This is a genomic window from Streptomyces sp. NPDC051172 (genome assembly GCF_040682555.1).
In the GTDB taxonomy this organism is placed as follows: Bacteria; Actinomycetota; Actinomycetes; order Streptomycetales; family Streptomycetaceae; genus Streptomyces.
Genome location: NZ_JBFBBE010000001.1, coordinates 21396 through 40038, shown reverse-complemented (window position 1 = coordinate 40038; position 18643 = coordinate 21396). Strand labels below are relative to the sequence as shown.

Sequence of the window (18643 nt, the reverse complement as noted above, 5' to 3'; positions counted from 1 at the left end):
TCCCCGGAACACAACGGCCCACGAGAACAAGGCGGTTGAGATGAGCGACGGGGAACGAACAGTCACCCCCGCGCCCGCCCCGGCGGACGACGGGCGGGCCCCCGCAGCCCCGCCCGTCGTCGAGGCGACGGGCATCGTCAAACGATTCGGTCCGACAGTGGCCCTGAACGGCGCCCGGATCACCATCAGGCCCGGCGAGACCCACGCGCTCGTCGGCCGCAACGGAGCCGGCAAATCGACCCTGGTGTCGGTCCTCACCGGCCTTCAGGCCCCCGACGAGGGAACGGTGACCTTCGGCGGCGAGCCGGCCCCCAGGCTCGGGGACCGCGACGCCTGGCGCCGGCGCGTGGCCTGCGTCTACCAGAAGTCGACGATCATCCCCACGCTGACCGTCGCCGAGAACCTGTTCCTGAACCGGCACGACCACGGAGCCGGCCGGCTCATCAGCTGGCAGGCCACCCGTCGGCGCGCACAGGACCTGCTGTCGGCCTGGTCGGTGAACGTCGACCCGCAGGCCCCGGCCGCCGAACTGAGCGTGGAGCAGCGGCAGTTCGTCGAGATCGCCCGCGCGCTGTCCTTCGGGGCCCGGTTCATCATCCTCGACGAGCCGACCGCCCAGCTCGACGGGGCGGCCATCAACCGGCTCTTCGACCGCATCCGCGACCTGCAACGCCAGGGCGTCACCTTCCTGTTCATCAGCCACCACCTCCAGGAGGTCTACGAGATCTGCGACATGGTGACCGTGTTCCGCGACGCCCGGCACATCGTCACCGCCCCGGTCGCGGACCTCCCCCGAGCCGACCTCGTCGCCGCCATGACCGGCGAGGCGGCCGCCGACCGGCGCGCGGAACGGGCCGCCACCCTCGACGCCGGCGCCACGGCCGCACTGGACGTCCGCGCGCTGCAGGGCGAGGGGTACGACGACGTCAGCTTCCGGATCGGGGCCGGCGAGATCGTCGGCCTCGCGGGGGCCGCCGGCAGCGGCCGCACCGAGGTCGCCGAGACCGTCGTAGGGCTGCGGGCGGCAGCGGCGGGGGAGGTGGAGATCGCCGGGAAGCGGCCCCGGCCGGGCAGCGTGCCCGCGGCGCTCGCCGCAGGCGCCGGGTTCGTTCCCCAGGACCGCCACCACCAGGGGTTCGTTCCCGACATGTCCATCGCGGACAACGCGACGCTGTCCGTGCCGAAGCGGCTCGGTCCGAACGGGTTCCTGAGCCGCGCCCGCCGGGACCGGCTCGCCGAGGGCATGATCGAGAAGCTGGCGATCAAGACTCCCGGCCCCGACCTGCCCGTCTCCGCGCTCTCCGGGGGCAACCAGCAGAAGGTCGTCATGGCCCGCGCCCTGGCCGACGACCCCCGGCTGCTGGTCCTGATCAACCCGACCGCGGGCGTGGACGTGCGCTCCAAGGAATTCCTCCTCGGCAAGGTCGAGGAGACCGCGCAGACCGGCACCGGAGTGCTCATCGCCTCCGACGAACTCGACGACCTGCGCATGTGCGACCGGGTCCTGGTGATGTTCCAGGGCCGTGTGACCTCAGAGATCGCCCGCGGCTGGCACGACCACGACCTCGTGGCCGCGATGGAAGGAGTGGACCTCCATGCCTGAAACCGTCCTCGCGGACACCGCCGCGGCGGGCACCCCGGAGCCCGCCGCGAAGCGGACCGCGCTGCTCGGCGGCCGGATACCGCTGGCCCGGCTGCGCGACCTCGCGCTCGTCCCGGCCATCGTGGTCATCGCGATCGTCGGACAGATCGTCAACCCGGTGTTCCTGCAGGCCGACAACCTCATCAACGTCCTGCAGACCATGTCCGAGATGGCGCTGCTGGTCCTCGCCCAGACGATGATCCTGATCGTCAAGAAGATGGACCTGTCGCTCGAGTCCACCATGGGCCTGGCACCCGGCGTCGCGGCCTGGCTGGTGGTACCGGCGGGCGCGGGCCACGGACTGGGCCTCCTCCCCGGCGCCTGGGCCATCCCCGTCACGCTCGCCACCGGTCTGCTGATCGGCGTGATCAACGCCCTGCTGATCATCCGCTTCGGCCTCAACGGCTTCATCGTCACCCTCGGCATGCTGATCGTGCTGCGCGGTGTCCTCACCGGCATCTCCGGCGGCCAGACCTTCTTCCAGCTGCCGCAGTCGATGCTCTACCTCGGCAGCACCGAATGGTTCGGGATGCCCGCGTCCATCTGGGTCTGCCTGGCGCTGTTCGCCGTTGCGATCGTGGTGCTCGGCTGGACCAGCTTCGGCCGCTCCCTGTACGCCATCGGCGGCAACGTCGACGCGGCGAAGGCGGCCGGCATCCGCACCGACCGGGTGCTGTGGATCGTCATCGTCACCGGCAGCCTGCTCGCCGCCCTCGCCGGACTGCTGCTCTCCGGACGCCTGGCCTCGGTCGCCTCCGCGCAGGGCAACGGCTACATCTTCACCGTGTTCGCCGCCGCCGTCATCGGCGGGATCAGCCTCAACGGCGGCAAGGGCACCATGTTCGGGGCCTTCTGCGGCATCCTGCTGCTCTTCATGATCCAGAACGTGCTCACGCTGGCGGGCGTCCCCGCGCAGTGGATCGGTGCTCTCAACGGCCTGATCATCCTGGTCGCGCTCGCCATCTCACGCATCACCGGCGGCAAGGTCCAGGAGTGAACCGGGCGGCCCTCCCGGCCGCCCGGCACCCTCCGCCGCACCGCCATCTCGTCGCAAAGGGCCGTATCGCCCCTGCTCTCACAGGAGTTGCCGCCATGTCATCCGCCCCGTCCGCTTCGCCGGCCTCTGCCCGTATCACCGCCCTGGACGTGCTGGACGTGCGTTTCCCGACGTCCGAGCACCTGGACGGGTCGGACGCGATGAACCCCGAACCCGACTACTCCGCCGCCTATGTCGTCCTGCGCACCGACGCCTCCGACGGTCTGGAGGGCCACGCGCTGGCCTTCACCACCGGCCGCGGCAACGACGTTCAGGCCGCCGCCATCGCGGCCCTCGCCCCGCACGTGGTCGGCCTGTCCGTCGAGGAGGTCTGCGGCGACCTCGGCGCGTTCTCCCGCTCCCTCGTCCACGACCCCCAACTGCGCTGGCTGGGCCCGGAGAAGGGCGCCATCCACATGGCCACCGGCGCGGTCGTCAACGCCGCCTGGGACCTTGCCGCCAAGCGCGCCGGCAAGCCCGTATGGCGCTTCCTCGGCGAGATGTCCCCCGAGGAGCTGGTCGCGCAGGTCGACTTCCGCTGGCTGTCCGACGCCCTCACCCCCGAGGAGGCCCTGGAGATCCTGCGCCGCGCCGAGCCGGGGCGCGAACAGCGCATCGGCCTTCTCCTCGACCGGGGCTACCCCGCCTACACCACCACCCCCGGCTGGCTCGGCTACTCCGACGAGAAGCTGGCCCGCCTCGCCCGCGAGGCCGTCGCCGACGGCTTCACCCAGATCAAGCTGAAGGTCGGCGCGGACCTTCAGGACGACATAAGGCGCATGCGCGTCGCCCGTGAGACCGTCGGCGACGGTATCCGGATCGCCGTGGACGCCAACCAGCGATGGGACATCCAGCCCGCCATCGACTGGATGCGGGCCCTCGCGCCCTACGACCCCTACTGGATCGAGGAGCCCACTTCCCCGGACGACATCCTCGGCCATGCCGCGGTCCGCAATGCGGTCGCCCCCATCAAGGTCGCCACCGGTGAGCACATCGCCAACCGGGTCGTCTTCAAGCAGCTCCTGCAGGCCGGCGCGGTGGACATCGTGCAGATCGACTCCGCGCGGGTCGGCGGCGTGGGCGAGAACATCGCGATCCTGCTGCTCGCCGCCAAGTTCGGCGTGCCCGTCTGCCCGCACGCGGGCGGTGTGGGCCTGTGCGAGATGGTGCAGCACCTGTCGATGTTCGACTACGTCGCCGTCTCCGGCACCACCGAGGACCGCGTCATCGAGTACGTCGACCACCTGCACGAGCACTTCGTGGACCCGGTCCGCATCGTCGACGGCCACTACCTGGCGCCGACCCTGCCGGGGCTGAGCGCGCAGATGCACGCCGAGTCCCTCAAGGAGTACGCCTACCCCGACGGCCCCGTCTGGACCGCGCGTGTCTGACGCCCGGACCCTCGTCGACGCCCACCACCACGTGTGGGACCTGGCTCTGCGGCCACAGCCCTGGCTGGACGAGCCCGGTCACGAGCCGATCCGCCGCAACTTCAGCTCGCACTCCCTGCGCTCGGCCGCTACCCGGCCGATCGCCGGACGGCGACTGACAAGCACGGTGGTCGTCCAGTGCATCGCCTCCGTGCCCGAGACCCGTGACCTCCTCGCCCTGGCCGACAGCGACCCACTGATCGGCGCGGTGGTCGGCTGGGCGGACCTGACGTCCCCCGCGATCGGCGACCTACTCGACGATCTGCGGGCCGGGCCCGCAGGCCGGTATCTGCGCGCCGTACGGCACGTCGTGCAGGGTGAGTCGGATCCGGAGTGGCTCCAACGCCCGGACGTCGAGCGGGCGTTGCGGGCGGTCGCGGAGCGCGGGCTCGGATACGACGTGCTGGTCGGCTGCCACCAGCTCCCGCAGGCGATCCGCCTCGCGGAACGGCTGCCACAGCTGCCCCTCGTCCTGGACCATGCGGGCAAGCCCTCCATCGCGCGGCGCGAACTGCCCTACTGGGAAAGGCAGTTGCGGCTCCTGGCCCGGCATCCCCAGGTTCACTGCAAGGTGTCGGGACTGGCCACGGAGGCCGACCGCGACAAGTGGACCGTCGAGGACATCCGCCCGGTGTGGGACGTCCTGCTCTCCGCCTTCGGTCCCGACCGGCTGATGTTCGGCTCCGACTGGCCGGTCTGCGTCCTCGCCGGCGGCTGGAACCGGTGGGCCGCCACCGTCGAGGAACTCCTGGACGACTGCTCCGGCACGGAGACCCAGGCGGTGCTCGCCGGCACCGCGACCGCCTTCTACCACCTGACCCCCACCCCCACTCCGACGAAGGAGGGGACGCCGTGCTCCTGACCGAACTGCTGCACCCCGGCATCCTCGAATCCCTGGCCGGAGCCGGCCACGGCGCCCGCGTACTGCTCGCCGACGGCCACTACCCGGCGAGTACCGCCACCGGCGAACGCGCCAGAACCGTCCACCTCAACCTCGCCCCCGGCCTGCTCGACGTCACCACCGTGCTCGACGTACTGCTGCGCGCCCTGCCCCTCGAGGCGGCCCACGTGATGGTGCCGCCCGAGGGCGAACCGGAGCCGCCCGCCATCGCCGAATACCGCTCGATGCTGGCGCCCCTCCCGGTCGACACGCTCGGCCGATTCGAGTTCTACGACGCCGCCCGCTCACCCGACCTGGCACTCGCGATCGTCACGGCCGACACCCGCACCTACGCCAACCTGCTGCTGACCATCGGCGTCCGCGCTGAAGGGACCCTGACCACACGATGACACTTGCCGTCCGATACTTGTCCGCCCGCACGCTGGACACGGCCCCTGCACTCACTGCGCCGCCGGGTCCCGGTGAGGTGGAGCTCGCCCCCGCCTACGTCGGTATCTGCGGCACCGACCTGCATATCTTCCACGGTGACATGGACGCCCGGGTGGCCGCGCCCGCCGTCCTGGGCCATGAGATGTCCGGCCTGGTCACGCAGGTGGGGCCGGACGTGGAGGGCTGGGCGCCCGGTGATGCGGTGACCGTGATGCCGCTGCGCTGGGACGACACCTGCCCGGCCTGCCGCGCGGGTCATCAGCACATCTGCCAGCACCTGGACTTCATCGGCATCGACTCGCCGGGAGCGATGCAGCAGCGCTGGACCGTGCCCGCCTCCACCCTGATCCGGCTGCCCGCCGCCCTGCCCCTGGACCGGGCCGCGCTCGTCGAACCGACGGCGGTCGCGGTGCACGACGTCGGCCGGGCCGCCGTGCGCGACGGCGAGCGCGTGGTGGTGGTCGGCGGCGGCCCCGTCGGCATCCTCATCGCCCTGGTCGCACGCGCCACGGGCGCCGACGTCCGGATCGTGGAGCTGAACCCCCACCGGCGGCTGCTCGCCGAGGAGTTGGGGCTGACGGCCTGGAACCCGGCCGACGACGACGTGCCGGCGCTGGTCGGCGCGTGGACCGGGGAGGCGGGCGCGGACGTCGCCTTCGAGGTCTCCGGCGCGGCGGGCGGCGTGGACACCGCGGTCGACGTGCTCGGCGTACGCGGCCGCCTGTGCCTCGTCGCGATCCATCCCCGCCCCCGCGAGGTGAACCTGCACCGCTTCTTCTGGCGCGAACTCACCCTGATCGGGGCCCGGTTGTACGAGCGGGGCGACTTCGAGACGGCGGTTGCCCTGGTCGCGGACGGCACCGTCCCGGCCGAGCGGCTGATCAGCAAGGTCGTGCCGCTCTCCCAGGCCCCGGCCGCGTTCGAGGCGCTGGAGGGCGGCGGCGACGTGATGAAGATCCTCGTGGACTGCACCGACGACGCCCCGCTCGGGGAAGAGGGAGCCGCCGTATGAGCGTCTTCGACCTGACCGGCAAACTCGCCGTGGTCACCGGAGCCCGCCGGGGCATCGGCCGGGCCATGGCCCGCGCGCTCGCCGAGGCCGGCGCGGACGTCATCGGGGTGAGCGCATCCCTGGAGGCATCCGGCAGCGCGGTCGAGAAGGACGTCACCGCCGCGGGCCGCACCTTCGAGGCGATCCGCACCGACTTCGCCGACCCCGCCGCCGTACGGGCCCTGGGCGCCGACCTCGCAGGCCGGGAGCGGCCGGTGGACATCCTGGTCAACAACGCGGGCACGATCCGCCGCGCTCCGGCCGCCGCACACACCGACGCCGACTGGGAGCTGGTGCTCCAGGTCAACCTGAGCGCGCAGTTCGCGCTGACCCGTGCGGTCGGCGCGGCGATGGTCGCCCGCGGCCAGGGGAAGATCATCTTCACCGCGTCGCTGCTCAGTTTCCAGGGCGGCATCACCGTGCCCGGCTACACCGCCGCCAAGCACGGCATCGCGGGTCTGACCAAGGCGCTGGCCAACGAGTGGGCCCCGCACGGCGTCAACGTCAACGCCCTCGCGCCGGGCTACATCGCCACCGACAACACCCAGGCGCTGCAGGACGACCCGGTGCGCAGCAAGGCGATCCTGGACCGCATCCCGGCCGCACGCTGGGGCAACGCCGACGACCTCGCGGGCGCCACCGTCTTCCTGGCCTCCGACGCGGCCGCCTACGTCCACGGCACCGTCCTGCCCGTCGACGGCGGATGGCTCGGCCGATGACCACCGACCTGCCCTCGGTACTGGCCGGAGCCCGTCTCCTGCCGGTGCTGACCGTGCCGTCCGCCGCGAGTGCCGGGCCGCTGGCCGAGGCGCTCGCGGCGGGCGGCGCCCGGTGCGCCGAGGTCACCTTCCGCACCCCGGACGCCGAGCAGGTGCTCAAGACCATGGCCGCCCACGGTGGCCTCACTGTCGGCGCCGGCACGGTCCTCACGGCCGAACAGGCGGAGCGGGCCGTGGCCGCCGGGGCCCGCTTCGTCGTCTCGCCCGGCTTCGACGAGGAGGTCGTCGCCACGTGCCGCGAACTCGGGGTGCCCGTGGTGCCCGGCATCGCCACCGCCACCGAGTTGATGCGCGCCCTGAAGGCGGGCCTCGACACCGTCAAGCTCTTCCCCGCTGAGTCGCTCGGCGGCCTGCGGACGCTGCGCGCGCTGGCGGCCCCCTTTCCCGGGATGCGCTTCGTGCCGACGGGCGGGATCGACGCGTACCGCATGGCCGCCTACCTGGCCGACCCGGCGGTGCTTGCGGTCGGCGGCAGCTGGATGGCCGCCGCCGACCATCTTCGGCGGGGCGACTACGAGGAGATCCGCAGGCTGACCGCCGATGCGGTCGAAAGGAGCAGGACGTGACCGACGTGGTGGCCCTCGGTGAGGTGATGCTGCGCTTCGACCCGGGCGAGGGACGTATCCGCACCGCCCGCACCTTCCAGGTATGGGAAGGCGGCGGCGAGTACAACGTCGTCCGCGGACTGCGCCGCTGCTTCGGCCTGCGCACCGCCGTCGTGACAGCGCTCGCCGACAACGCCGTGGGCCGCCTCGTCGAGGACCTGATCCTGCAGGGCGGTGTCGACACCTCACTGATCCGCTGGGTGCCCGACGACGGCATCGGCCGCAGTGCCCGCAACGGGTTGAACTTCGTCGAGCGCGGCTACGGCATCCGCGGCGCGCTCGGCGTCAGCGACCGCGCCCACACCGCCGTCTCCCGACTGGACAAAGGTGACGTGGACTGGGATTCGGTGTTCTCGGGCGGGGTGCGCTGGTTCCACACGGGCGGCATCTTCGCGGGCCTGTCCGACACCACGGTCGACGTCGCCGACGAGGCGATGGCGGCCGCGCGCCGCCACGGCGTCACCGTCTCCTACGACCCCAACCACCGCCCCAGCCTCTGGGCAGGCCGCGGCGGCGCCGAACGGGCCCGCGAGGTCGACCTGCGGCTCGCCCGGCAGGCCGACGTCGTGGTCGGCGCCCTCGGTCTGGCCGGGACCCACCCGGGACAGAAGCGCGTCGGCGCCGACGAGGTCGCGGACGCGCTCGCCGAAGTGGCCGGCCTGCTGCCCGAGACGAAAGTACTGGCGACGACCCTGCGCGAGGTGCCCTCGGCCGGCGTAAACGACTGGTCCTCGGCCGCCTGGTCCGCCGAAACGGGCTTCGTCACCGGCCCGCGGATGCCCGGCCTGCACGTCCTGGACCGCATCGGCTCCGGCGACGCCTTCGCCGCCGGGCTGATCCACGGACTGCTCACCGGCGCAGGCCTGGAGCGCGCCCTGGCCTACGGCACCGCGCACGGCGCACTCGTCATGACCACCCCCGGAGACGTCTCCATGGCCACCCTCGCCGAGGTCGAGGCGCTCGTTGCGGGCGCATCGGCCCACGTCAGACGCTGACCGGCGCCCCCACCCGTCACTCCAGGAGCACGTCTTGCACCAGCGGATGATCCAGCACACGTCCGTCGCGCTCACCGACCTCGGCTTCGGGGCCTCCGTGATCGGCAACCTGTACCGCGTCACCTCGGTGGACGAGGCGACGGCCGCCGTCGACGCGGCCTGGCAGGCAGGCATACGGTACTTCGACACCGCTCCGCACTACGGCCTCGGCCTGTCCGAGCGCCGCCTGGGCGCGGCCCTGCGCGGCCGCCCGCGCGAGGAGTACGTCGTCTCCTCCAAGGTGGGTCGCCTCCTGGTCCCCAACGAACGGCCGCGGGGCGTCGACGACGAGGGTTTCGTCGTACGGGACGACCTGCGCCGGCAGTGGGACTTCAGCCGTGACGGCGTTCTCCGCTCCATCGAGGAAACGCTTCAGCGCACCGGCCTGGACCGCCTCGACATCGTCTACCTCCACGACCCCGACGACCACTGGCGGCAGGCCGCCGACGAGGCCATGCCCACCCTGGCGGAACTGCGCGACCAGGGCGTGATCGGCGCCATCGGCGCCGGCATGAACCAGTCCGCCCTGCTTGCCCGCTTCCTGCGCGAGACCGCCGCCGACGTGGTCATGCTCGCCGGCCGCTACACACTCCTCGACCAGTCGGCGCTGGACGACGTCCTGCCCGCCGCACAGGAGCACGGCAAGAGCGTCGTCGCGGTCGGTGTCTTCAACTCCGGCCTGCTCTCCCAGGACCGGCCCGCCGAGGGCATGAAGTACGACTACCAGGACGCCCCACCCGCTCTGATCGCCCGTGCCCTGGCGATCGCCGACGTCTGCGAGGCGCACGGGACCACCCTGCCCGCGGCCGCGATCGCCTTCCCGCACACGCACCCCAGTATCATCAACGTCACCCTCGGCATGCGGACTGCGGAACAGGTCGGACGAAACGTGCAACTCCATGATCAGCGCGTCCCGGACGCCCTCTGGGACGATCTCCGCACTCAGGGGCTGATCAGGTCGGACGTGCTCGCGTGGCACGATGGCGGGAGGGATGCGCGATGTCTCTGACGGACAAGGCCATCGAGCAGATCCGGGAACTGATCCGCACGGGCGCGCTGCCGCCGGGCTCGAAGCTCCCACCGGAGCCGGACCTTGCCGCCCAGCTGGGGCTGTCCCGCAACCTGGCCCGCGAAGCGGTCAAGGCACTGGCCGTCGCCCGCGTCCTGGAGGTCCGGCGCGGTGACGGTACGTATGTGACCAGCCTGCAGCCGAGCCTGCTCCTGGAGGGGCTCGGCGGCGCGGTGGAACTGCTGCAGGGCGACTCGGTCGCGCTCCAGGACCTCATGGAGGTACGGCGGCTCCTCGAACCGCTCGCCACGGCCCTTGCCGCCACCCGGATCTCCGACGACCAACTGGCCGAGGTCAAGCGCCACTTGGACGCGATGCGTGAGGCCCGCGACGACGTCGAGCAGCTCAACATCCATGACGCAGCCTTCCATCGCGCCGTCGTCTCGGCCACGGGCAACGAGACGCTCCTCACCCTCCTGGAAGGGATCTCCGGACGCACCCTGCGCGCCCGCATCTGGCGCGGTCTGGTCGACGACAAGGCCGCGGGTCGCACCCTCGCCGAGCACGAGGCGATCTTCAACGCCCTGTCCACCCGCGACGCCGCCCTGAGCCAGGCCGCCGCACTGCTGCACGTGAGCAACACCGAGCAGTGGCTGCGGGAACATCTGCGCTCGGGCGAACCTCTTCGGAAGATCCCGTAGATCGTCTCGACTTGTGACACTTTCTTCATCGCCGACTTCAGCGTGCACCAGACCCCGAGAAAATTAGTCGCCTTATCAAGGAGCACTCTCAAGGGTTAGTACGGCTCTTCTTGCTTCAATTGATGGCGTACTTGGGTCACCCGAAGCCGTTCAGTGAGGTAATAGAAGGTTTTTCCGGATTACGCCTCCAGGGGTCCGGTCTGTGAATCCAGGATGAGTACGACTTATACTCCTCTGAGGTATGATGCCGTTGGCTTCGCAGCGATCAGTCGCTGTCTCGGCAGTCACCCTGGAGGCGGAACCGATGAACGACACGCCCGCGACCGAAGCGGCCTTGCCGGAGCAGGCCGCTCCTGCCGCGCCACCGGCGGCGAACGGTGCGGGCGAACAGCGTGACTACCGCCCCGGGTACGAGATCGTGGCGGAGCGGATCCTCGAGTTCATCGCCGAAGCGCGTCTGGAGGCGGGCGACCGGCTCCCCACCGAGAACGACCTGGCCCAGACACTGAACACCAGCAGGGCGGTGGTGCGGGAGGCAGTGAAGATCCTTTCCGCGCTGGGCCGGGTGCGGGCACACAAGGGGCGCGGGCTGTTCGTCGCGGACGACGAGGGGATGCTCATCACCAGCCGGTGGGGAGGGTTCTTCCGTCCCGTCGACCTCGACCACGTCCTCATGCTGTTCGAGTTCCGCAGGGTACAGGAGATGTCCGCGAGCAGTCTGGCGGCCACTCGTGCCACGCCGGCCGAACTGCGCACCATCGAGGTGGCCATGCAGCAGTGCCGCCACGGGTTCGAGCACGGTCAGGTGGACGTCTTCAACCAGGGGGACGACGACTTCCACGAGGCCGTCGCGGCCGCGTCGCACAACACGTTCCTGGTCAGTGCCGTGCGTGACGCGCGGCGTCTGCAGCGGCAGTCCAGCGCCATCGGTATCCACGACACCTTCGGCACGGGTACCAGGCTCGCGGTCGAGGAGCACGAGGCGATCTACCGGGCCATTCGCGACGGCCGTCCCGACGAGGCGGCCGAGGCGACGGCGGTCCACCTGGACAGAACGCTGGAGGACTACCGGCGGGAGATCCAGCGGCGCCTGTTCGGGTAACCGGCCCGGACCGGGACAAGTGCCCTCCGGAGCCACGAGGTCTGCTCGCCCATGCCCGCCAGGTCACGCAGGCGGCGAAGCTGCTCCCGCCATCATGATCGGAGAGAGGGCCGTCTCGTTCATCCAGACCTGACGACGGCGCGAACCGCCGGCCCCCTCCGAAGCCGGGCGCCGTGGAGCTTATGCGGAGCCGGTTGCCGTCGTATGCACCGCACCGCTTACTCTTACAACTTGTAGTAACTGCCGAGAGCGCTAGCGGGTCCCAGGCCAGGCCCTTCACGCGTCATGGCGGGGCCGGTCGGCTTCGCAGTGGCGAGCGGGCCTGTGCCTGGCTGAGGAGTGGCGAGGATGAGTGAACACCGGCGTCGACCGTCGGGGAGGACCGGGCCGTCCGGCTCGGACGGTACACCGTACGGCGGCCGTGCCGAGGCGCGCAGGGCTGCCCGGGCCGGGGACGGGCGGGGCCGCCGCGCGGCCGACGCCCGTCCTGCAGATGTCGGGCGCTCCGGCCGGGCGGCCGCGCGGCGCACGAATGCGGCAGGTACCGGCCGGCGCCTCATCGACTACCCACGTGCGGGCAAGCGCGGCGTGCGGCGGTGGCTGCCCTCGTGGAAGCAGGTGCTCGGCACCTTCCTGCTCTTCTCCGGGGGCTTGCTGGGCCTGTTCTCGTACGCCTACGCGACGACGACGATTCCGAGCGCGAATCCCAGCACCCAGCAGCAGAGCAACACCTACTACTGGTCCGACGGCTCGGTGATGGCCACGCAAGGCTCGACCAACCGGCAGAACGTCGACCTGGCCCAGGTCCCCCTGGCGGTGCAGTGGGACTTCCTGGCCGCGGAGAACGCCACCTTCTACACCGACCCCGGCATCGACACGCAGGGCATGCTGCGCGCCGTCTACCACATGGCCACGGGCGGCGAGGTGCAGTCGGGGTCCACCATCACCCAGCAGTTCGTGAAGAACACCTACCTCGACCAGAGCCAGTCGCTCACCCGCAAGCTGAGGGAGATCATGATCTCCCTCAAGATCGGCAACCAGCTGTCGAAGCAGCAGATCCTGCAGGGCTATCTCAACAGCTGCTACTACGGGCGGGGCGCTTACGGCATCGAGGCCGCGGCCAACACCTACTATCACGTCCACGCCTCCCAACTGACCGTCAGCCAGGGCGCGTTCCTCACGGCCACGGTCAACGAGCCGAGCGTGATGATGCTGGCCGACACGGACCCGCAGGCCAAGGCCCAGGCCACGGCGCGCTGGACGTACGTCCTGCAGCGCATGGCCAAGATCCACAAGATCACCGATGCGCAGGAACAGCAGTACCTCGCAGCCGGATTCCCCACGCCCAAGCCCTACACGCCGTCGGCCGGGATGTCCGGGCAGACCGGCTACCTGGTGCAGACGGCACAGAAGTACGTCGAGGCCCATACGTCCCTCACCGACCAGCAGCTCGGCCGCGGCGGCTACCAGATCTACACCACCTTCGACAAGAAGAAGGTGAAGGCGCTGTCGGCGTCGGTGGCGGCGATGCAGAAGAAGCACCTCGACCCGAAGCACCGCTCGGCCGACAAGGACGTCCAGGTCGGTGCGGCGTCCGTCGACCCGTCGAGCGGTGCGGTCGTGGCACTGTATGGCGGAGCGGGCTGGAACAAGGGCCACTGGACCGACAACGCCGACGCCAAGGGGGTGCCGGTCGGCTCCACCTTCAAGCCCTTCGACCTGGCCGCCGCCCTCGACCACGGCTCCGTACTCTCCCCGGGCCACGCGCCTTCACCGATCACCCCGGACTCCAAGTTCAACGGCGACGACGGCATCACCATCAAGAACCAGCAGGGCCAGGAAATGCCGAACTCGGCCGACCCCACGGGGCTGCTGCACCAGCGCAACGACGTTCCCACGAAGTGGGGCTACATCACCCTGCGCAAGGCCATGGAGCAGTCGGTCAACACCCCGTACGTCCAGCTCGGCGAGTACGTCGGCTACAACAACGTGGAGAACGAAGCCCTCAAGGCAGGCCTGCTGCGCACGAGCCTGCAGTACGACACCCCCGGCTTCTACATCGGCACCTCCACCCCCTCGGCGATCCGCATGGCCGGCGCGTACGCCACCTTCGACGACGGCGGCGTCCAGCACGAGCCGTACTCGGTGACCAAGGTCATCGCCGACGGCCGGCAGCTGCCCGGCTTCGAGGCGCCCAAGGGGACGACGGCCATGCCCGCCTCGACCGCCGACACCGTCACCGACGTCCTGCAGGACGTGGTCAAACACGGCACGGGCACCAACGCCCTGGCCCTGGGCCGCCCGGTGGCCGGCAAGACCGGCACCACCGACGACTACAAGTCCGCCTGGTTCATCGGGTACACCCCGCAACTGGTCACGTCGGTCAGCATGTTCAAGGAGGATCCGAAGAACGCCGGTCTGCAGTCGATGCAGGGCGTCGGCGGCTACTCCAAGGTCTTCGGCGCCGACATGCCCACCGAGATCTGGACCGGCTACATGACCGCCGCCCTGAACGGGCAGTCCGTCCAACAGTTCCCACCCGCACCCCAACTCGGCCAGGGCAGCGACGAATACGGCGCCCCCTCGCCGAAACCCTCCGCCACCGCGAGCACACCGTCGCCCAGCCCGTCCACGCCGGGTCCCTCCACCGGAACATGCCACGGGCGGAAGAAGGACTGCCCCAGCCCGACCCCGACCCCGACCACCACCGCCGGCGGCGGCTCGACCGGAGGTGCGGGCGACGGCGGCCTGATCGGCGGCACCACCGGCGGCGGCACCTCACCCACACCGACACCCACAACAAGCCCCACTGGCCACGGCCGCCATCCGTAGCGCAGTACCTGGTGATCGGCGATGCGGGCAGTCCGGCGCCGGGCCTGTCGCTGTTCAGTCCCCGGCCCGAATCAGCCCGCTCTCGTAGGCGAAGATCACTGCGTGGACACGGTCGCGGAGGCCGAGTTTGGTCAGGATGCGGCCGAGGTGGGTCTTGACGGTCGTCTCCCCGACGAAGAGGCGCTCGGCGATCTCGCCGTTGGCCAGCCCCCGGGCCACCAGGGCGAGGACTTCCTGTTCCCGGTCGGTGAGTGCGGCCAGGCGGCTGCGCTGGGCGGGCCCGGGCGTGGGGGACTGCAGGACGAAGCGCTGGACCAGGCGCCGGGTGAGTGAGGGCGCCACCATGACCTCGCCCCGCAGCACCGCGCGGACGGTCACGAGGATCTCCTCGGCGGGGGCGTCCTTGACGAGGAAGCCGTTCGCGCCGGCTCGCAGGGCCGCGTAGGCGTACTCGTCCAGGTCGAAGGTGGTGACGACGAGGATCCGGGGTGCACGGGGCTGAGCGCAGAGGTGTTCGGTTGCGGCGAGCCCGTCCAGGCCGGGCATGCGTACGTCCATCAGGACGAGGTCCGGCTCCAGGGCGGCCACACCCGTGATCGCCGCATCGCCGTCGGCGGCCTCGCCCACCACGGTGAGGTCGGGCTGGCTGTCGATGACCATGCGCAGTCCCATCCGGATCAGTTCCTGGTCGTCGCAGATCAGCACCCGCGACGACGACGGGGTGGGGGCCGGGCCGGTCATGGGGCCGTCGTGGTGGGCTCGGGCTCGGTGGGGCGCAGGGAGGCGGTGACCCGGTAGCCCCCGCCGGGTGTGGGTCCGGCGTCGACGCTCCCGCCGTACAGGGCGGTGCGTTCGCGCATGCCGGTGAGTCCGTGACCGGAGGACAGCAGCCGGACGGGGAGCTCCGGGGCGGTTCCCGCTCCGGCCGAGTTCTCCACCCGGACGCGGACCAGCCGTCCGGGCCCCGCGGAACCGGTGTCGACCCGTACGTGGATCGTGGCGTTCGGCGGCGCGTGTTTCACGACGTTGGTGAGCGCCTCCTGCACGATGCGGTAGGTCTGCACGGTGAGATCCGCCGGCAGTCCGCCCGGCTCTCCGCGAAAGTCCAGCCGGGCGCGCGTGCCGTTCGTGTTGAGGCGCCCGACCAGCCGCCGCAGACCGGCCGGGAGGGGCTGGTCGGCTCCACCGTCGCCGGGTCCGGGTCCGGGTCCGGGTCCGGGGTTGTCGGACGAGGCGTGCGCGTCGGGGGTGCGCAGCACCTCCAGCAGCCGGCGCAGTTCGTCCAGGGCGTCGCGGCCGGTCGCGCTGATGATGCCGAGGGTGCGGTCGACGACCGTGGGGTCGGCGTGCCGCATCAGCCTGCCGCCCTCGGCGTTCAGCACCATCACGCTCACGCTGTGTGCGAGGACGTCGTGGATCTCGCGGGCGATGCGGGCCCGCTCCTCGGCGACGGCCACCCGGGCCAGGGCCAGGCGTTCCGACTCGGCGAGCGCGGCCCGCCGCTCGAACTCGGCGACATAGGCGCGCCGGGCACGGACGTACTCACCGAACACCCAGGCGCCGGCCAGCAGGAGCCCCACGGCGAGCGGGGTGAGCCAGGCGCCGCGCGCGCCCGGGCCCCCGTAGTCCCGCTGCCAGGCGGGAATCCACAGCACGACGCAGCCGGCGGCACAGATCACCGACGCCGCGGCGGCCCGGCGCAGGCCACGCACCGTGAGGGTGGCCAGAACCGCGGCCAGGGCGACGGCGCCGCGTCCCGGTTCCTGTCCCCACACCTGTCCGAGGTACTGGGCCCAGAACGCCGCCGTCACCAGGGCCGCGACGAGCACCGGCCGCCTGCGGCGCCACAGCAGGGGCAGCACCAGGGCGGCGTACACCCCCGTCTGCACCCAGACGGGCCGCCAGCCCGGCTGGGGGCGGATCACCGGGGGCACGGCAACCAGCACGACCAGCAGGACGTCCGTCAGCCACGGATGTACGCGCCGCAGGCGGGGCAGGGTCTCGATCAGCCGTTGCACCGCTTCACGCTACGGCCGGGGCCGGCTCCCCGGCATCGTCCTGGCGGGCGTAACGGGGTCCTCCCGCAGTCGTACGGGCACCGGCCGGGGATACGACGTGCGGCCACCCGGGGCGTTTCCACCATGGCCGTCATGTCGATCACCACCGAATTCCTCAGACGGCCCCTCATGACCGGTGCCGTGGCGGCCAGTTCGCGACGACTGGCGTACGCGATGACCGAGGGCATCGCCCTGGAGCAGGCCCGGACCGTCGCCGAACTCGGCCCGGGGACCGGGGTGTTCACCGACGCGATCCTCGCCCGGCTCGCCCCCGACGCACGGCTCGTCGCCGTCGAGCTCAACCCGGTGCTCGCCGCCCGGCTGTCGGCCACCCGGCGCGACACCCGGCTGACCGTGGTGCAGGGTTCGGCGGCCGAGCTGGCCGTCGTGGTCGGCGAACCGGTCGACGCGGTGGTCTCCGGGCTGCCTTGGACGGTCATGCCGCAGAACCAGCGCGGGTACATCCTGGATGCCGTGACCGAAGTCCTCGCGCCCGGTGGCCGGTTCACCACCTTCGCCTACCTGCACGCGGCCTGGACGCCGCCCGCCCGTCACTTCACCGCCGAACTGGCCTGCCGTTTCGACCGGTTGGAATGCTCCAAGACGGTATGGGCGAACCTGCCGCCCGCTTTCGTGCACAGGGCCACCCGGAGGCCATGACTCTGAGGCCGGGTAACGCATTGATCGCGGAGGGCGGCTCCCGCGTCGGTTGCCTGGAGCACAACGACTTCTCCAGGGGTGGACACGTCTGCCCTCGCTCCTGACCTGCGACAAAGAGTGGAAACACCGAGGGCCAGGTTGATTCGGTCCGCACCTGGTCCGGATCTTGATGAGTGGTACGTGGTGCCACCTCATCGAGGCGGCGGCCCATCGGGGCCCACACCTCGGCAGGGCCTGGTCGGCGCCACTCGGTTCCCAGTGCGGCACACACCGACTCCACCCGGGCATCGGCCGCCTGCTGAAGCGACCACAAAGCCCCTGCCGAGGGAGACCCCGTTGTAGTAGCGGGCCGGTGACTGAAGGCTTTGGGAGCCGCACGGGGAGTGAGCCGGGGCGGCAGCGGGCGCGGCTGGAGTGATGAGGGTCACTATCGGCAGCTTTGTGACAAAGGCTGCAAATGTCAGTGAATCCTTTGCTTCGGTCAGGCATTCGGTCATCGTCGTGGGGGTCCGTCCGTGTCATCCCGAGATGGCCAGCCATGCCAGGAGCAAACACAGAATGCAGAACTCCAGTTCCGTCCGTCTGCTGCGCCGTGCGGCCCTCGGCTGCGCGGTGGCCGTCTCGTTCGCCCTGGCCGGTGCCGGTACGAGCGCAAGCGCCGCAACCGGCGCCGGCGCGCAGGCCGTCCCTGTCGGCGCCCCGAACGCTTCGATCGCACACAGTGCGGCGACGTACGGCCGGACCGTGGCACTCACCTTCGACGACGGCCCGGGGCCGTTCACCGGTCAGGTCCTGGATCTGCTCGCCCAGTACCACGTACAGGCGACGTTCTGCCAGATAGGCAACCAGGCCGCCGTGAACCCCGCCCTGGTCAAGCGCATCCTCGCCGACGGCCACCGACTGTGCGACCACACCGTGGACCACCCCCAGCCGATGCGTACCCTCCCGCACGCCACGCAGGTCCACGAGATCACCGCGGCCAAGGAAATGATCAGCAAGGCCGGCGGGCCGGGCACCCGGATCAGGTGGTTCCGTGCCCCCGGCGGCGACTTCAGCCCCGAAAACCGCCGGATAGCCGTGCAGGACGGTCTCCGCCCGCTGGGCTGGACCGTCGACCCCCGTGACTGGTCGCGCCCCGGTGTCGCCTCGATCGTCGCCACCGTGAAACGGGAACTGCGCCCCGGCGGCATCGTCCTCATGCACGACGGCGGCGGCAATCGCAGCCAGACCGTGGCGGCCCTGCGCGAACTGCTCCCCTGGATGACCCGGCAGGGCTACAGGTTCAGCCTTCCCGCAAGCTGACGCAGCCGCCTCATTGAGGGAATCGCCGGCGGAACGGGTTCCGGGGCTGGTGGCCACGAGAGTCAAGTCTGGA

17 protein-coding genes are annotated in these 18643 nt (G+C 71.1%); 15 read left to right on the top strand and 2 right to left on the bottom strand.

The features are described from left to right. Positions 1-40 precede the first annotated feature (40 nt). From AB0N07_RS00155 to AB0N07_RS00095, 13 genes are all read left to right on the top strand, one after another. On the top strand, positions 41-1603 hold the full coding sequence (locus AB0N07_RS00155; protein ID WP_365830428.1) for a sugar ABC transporter ATP-binding protein: 1563 nt from the start codon (positions 41-43) through the stop codon (positions 1601-1603). Continuing rightward, positions 1596-2639, top strand: a complete 1044-nt coding sequence (locus tag AB0N07_RS00150) for an ABC transporter permease (RefSeq protein ID WP_365830426.1) — start codon at positions 1596-1598, stop codon at positions 2637-2639. The genes AB0N07_RS00155 and AB0N07_RS00150 overlap by 8 nt, the downstream gene beginning before the upstream one ends. Positions 2640-2734: 95 nt before the next feature. Then, positions 2735-4069 (top strand): L-fuconate dehydratase, encoded by a 1335-nt coding sequence (locus tag AB0N07_RS00145; protein WP_365830424.1) that lies wholly within the window; start codon positions 2735-2737, stop codon positions 4067-4069. After that, the gene (locus AB0N07_RS00140; RefSeq protein WP_365830422.1) at positions 4062-4970 is read left to right on the top strand and encodes an amidohydrolase family protein; all 909 of its coding nucleotides are present in this window, start codon (positions 4062-4064) and stop codon (positions 4968-4970) included. The genes AB0N07_RS00145 and AB0N07_RS00140 overlap by 8 nt, the downstream gene beginning before the upstream one ends. Further along, on the top strand, positions 4961-5398 hold the full coding sequence (locus AB0N07_RS00135) for an RbsD/FucU domain-containing protein (RefSeq protein WP_365830420.1): 438 nt from the start codon (positions 4961-4963) through the stop codon (positions 5396-5398). The genes AB0N07_RS00140 and AB0N07_RS00135 overlap by 10 nt, the downstream gene beginning before the upstream one ends. After that, positions 5395-6450 (top strand): alcohol dehydrogenase catalytic domain-containing protein, encoded by a 1056-nt coding sequence (locus AB0N07_RS00130; RefSeq protein ID WP_365830418.1) that lies wholly within the window; start codon positions 5395-5397, stop codon positions 6448-6450. Before AB0N07_RS00135 ends, AB0N07_RS00130 begins: the two co-directional genes overlap by 4 nt. Next, positions 6447-7208 (top strand): SDR family NAD(P)-dependent oxidoreductase, encoded by a 762-nt coding sequence (locus tag AB0N07_RS00125; protein ID WP_365830416.1) that lies wholly within the window; start codon positions 6447-6449, stop codon positions 7206-7208. The genes AB0N07_RS00130 and AB0N07_RS00125 overlap by 4 nt, the downstream gene beginning before the upstream one ends. Continuing rightward, a complete protein-coding gene (gene eda, locus AB0N07_RS00120; protein ID WP_365830414.1) occupies positions 7205-7834 on the top strand; it encodes a bifunctional 4-hydroxy-2-oxoglutarate aldolase/2-dehydro-3-deoxy-phosphogluconate aldolase in 630 nt (209 codons plus the stop codon). Before AB0N07_RS00125 ends, eda begins: the two co-directional genes overlap by 4 nt. Next, positions 7831-8868 carry a sugar kinase gene (locus tag AB0N07_RS00115; protein ID WP_365830412.1) on the top strand — a complete coding sequence of 346 codons (1038 nt, stop codon included), beginning with the start codon at positions 7831-7833 and terminating at the stop codon, positions 8866-8868. The genes eda and AB0N07_RS00115 overlap by 4 nt, the downstream gene beginning before the upstream one ends. Before the next feature lie 46 nt (positions 8869-8914). Further along, the gene (locus tag AB0N07_RS00110) at positions 8915-9916 is read left to right on the top strand and encodes an aldo/keto reductase (RefSeq protein WP_365830789.1); all 1002 of its coding nucleotides are present in this window, start codon (positions 8915-8917) and stop codon (positions 9914-9916) included. Beyond that, a complete protein-coding gene (locus AB0N07_RS00105; protein WP_365830410.1) occupies positions 9907-10617 on the top strand; it encodes a FadR/GntR family transcriptional regulator in 711 nt (236 codons plus the stop codon). The genes AB0N07_RS00110 and AB0N07_RS00105 overlap by 10 nt, the downstream gene beginning before the upstream one ends. A gap of 304 nt (positions 10618-10921) precedes the next feature. After that, positions 10922-11719 (top strand): FCD domain-containing protein, encoded by a 798-nt coding sequence (locus tag AB0N07_RS00100; RefSeq protein ID WP_365830408.1) that lies wholly within the window; start codon positions 10922-10924, stop codon positions 11717-11719. Between the two features lie 348 nt (positions 11720-12067). Beyond that, on the top strand, positions 12068-14551 hold the full coding sequence (locus AB0N07_RS00095; RefSeq protein WP_365830406.1) for a transglycosylase domain-containing protein: 2484 nt from the start codon (positions 12068-12070) through the stop codon (positions 14549-14551). A 54-nt stretch (positions 14552-14605) separates the two neighbouring features. Here the strand turns inward: AB0N07_RS00095 and AB0N07_RS00090 are convergent, their stop codons facing one another. Continuing rightward, positions 14606-15292 (bottom strand): response regulator transcription factor, encoded by a 687-nt coding sequence (locus AB0N07_RS00090; RefSeq protein ID WP_365830404.1) that lies wholly within the window; start codon positions 15290-15292, stop codon positions 14606-14608. Then, complete coding sequence (locus AB0N07_RS00085) at positions 15289-16569, bottom strand: histidine kinase (RefSeq protein ID WP_365830402.1); 1281 nt, start codon at positions 16567-16569, stop codon at positions 15289-15291. The genes AB0N07_RS00090 and AB0N07_RS00085 overlap by 4 nt, the downstream gene beginning before the upstream one ends. A 132-nt stretch (positions 16570-16701) precedes the next feature. Between AB0N07_RS00085 and AB0N07_RS00080 the strand changes: the two genes are divergently transcribed. Next, complete coding sequence (locus tag AB0N07_RS00080) at positions 16702-17268, top strand: methyltransferase domain-containing protein (protein WP_365830400.1); 567 nt, start codon at positions 16702-16704, stop codon at positions 17266-17268. 558 nt (positions 17269-17826) lie between these two features. Next, a complete protein-coding gene (locus AB0N07_RS00075; protein WP_365830398.1) occupies positions 17827-18570 on the top strand; it encodes a polysaccharide deacetylase family protein in 744 nt (247 codons plus the stop codon). The last annotated feature ends 73 nt before the right edge of the window (positions 18571-18643 follow it).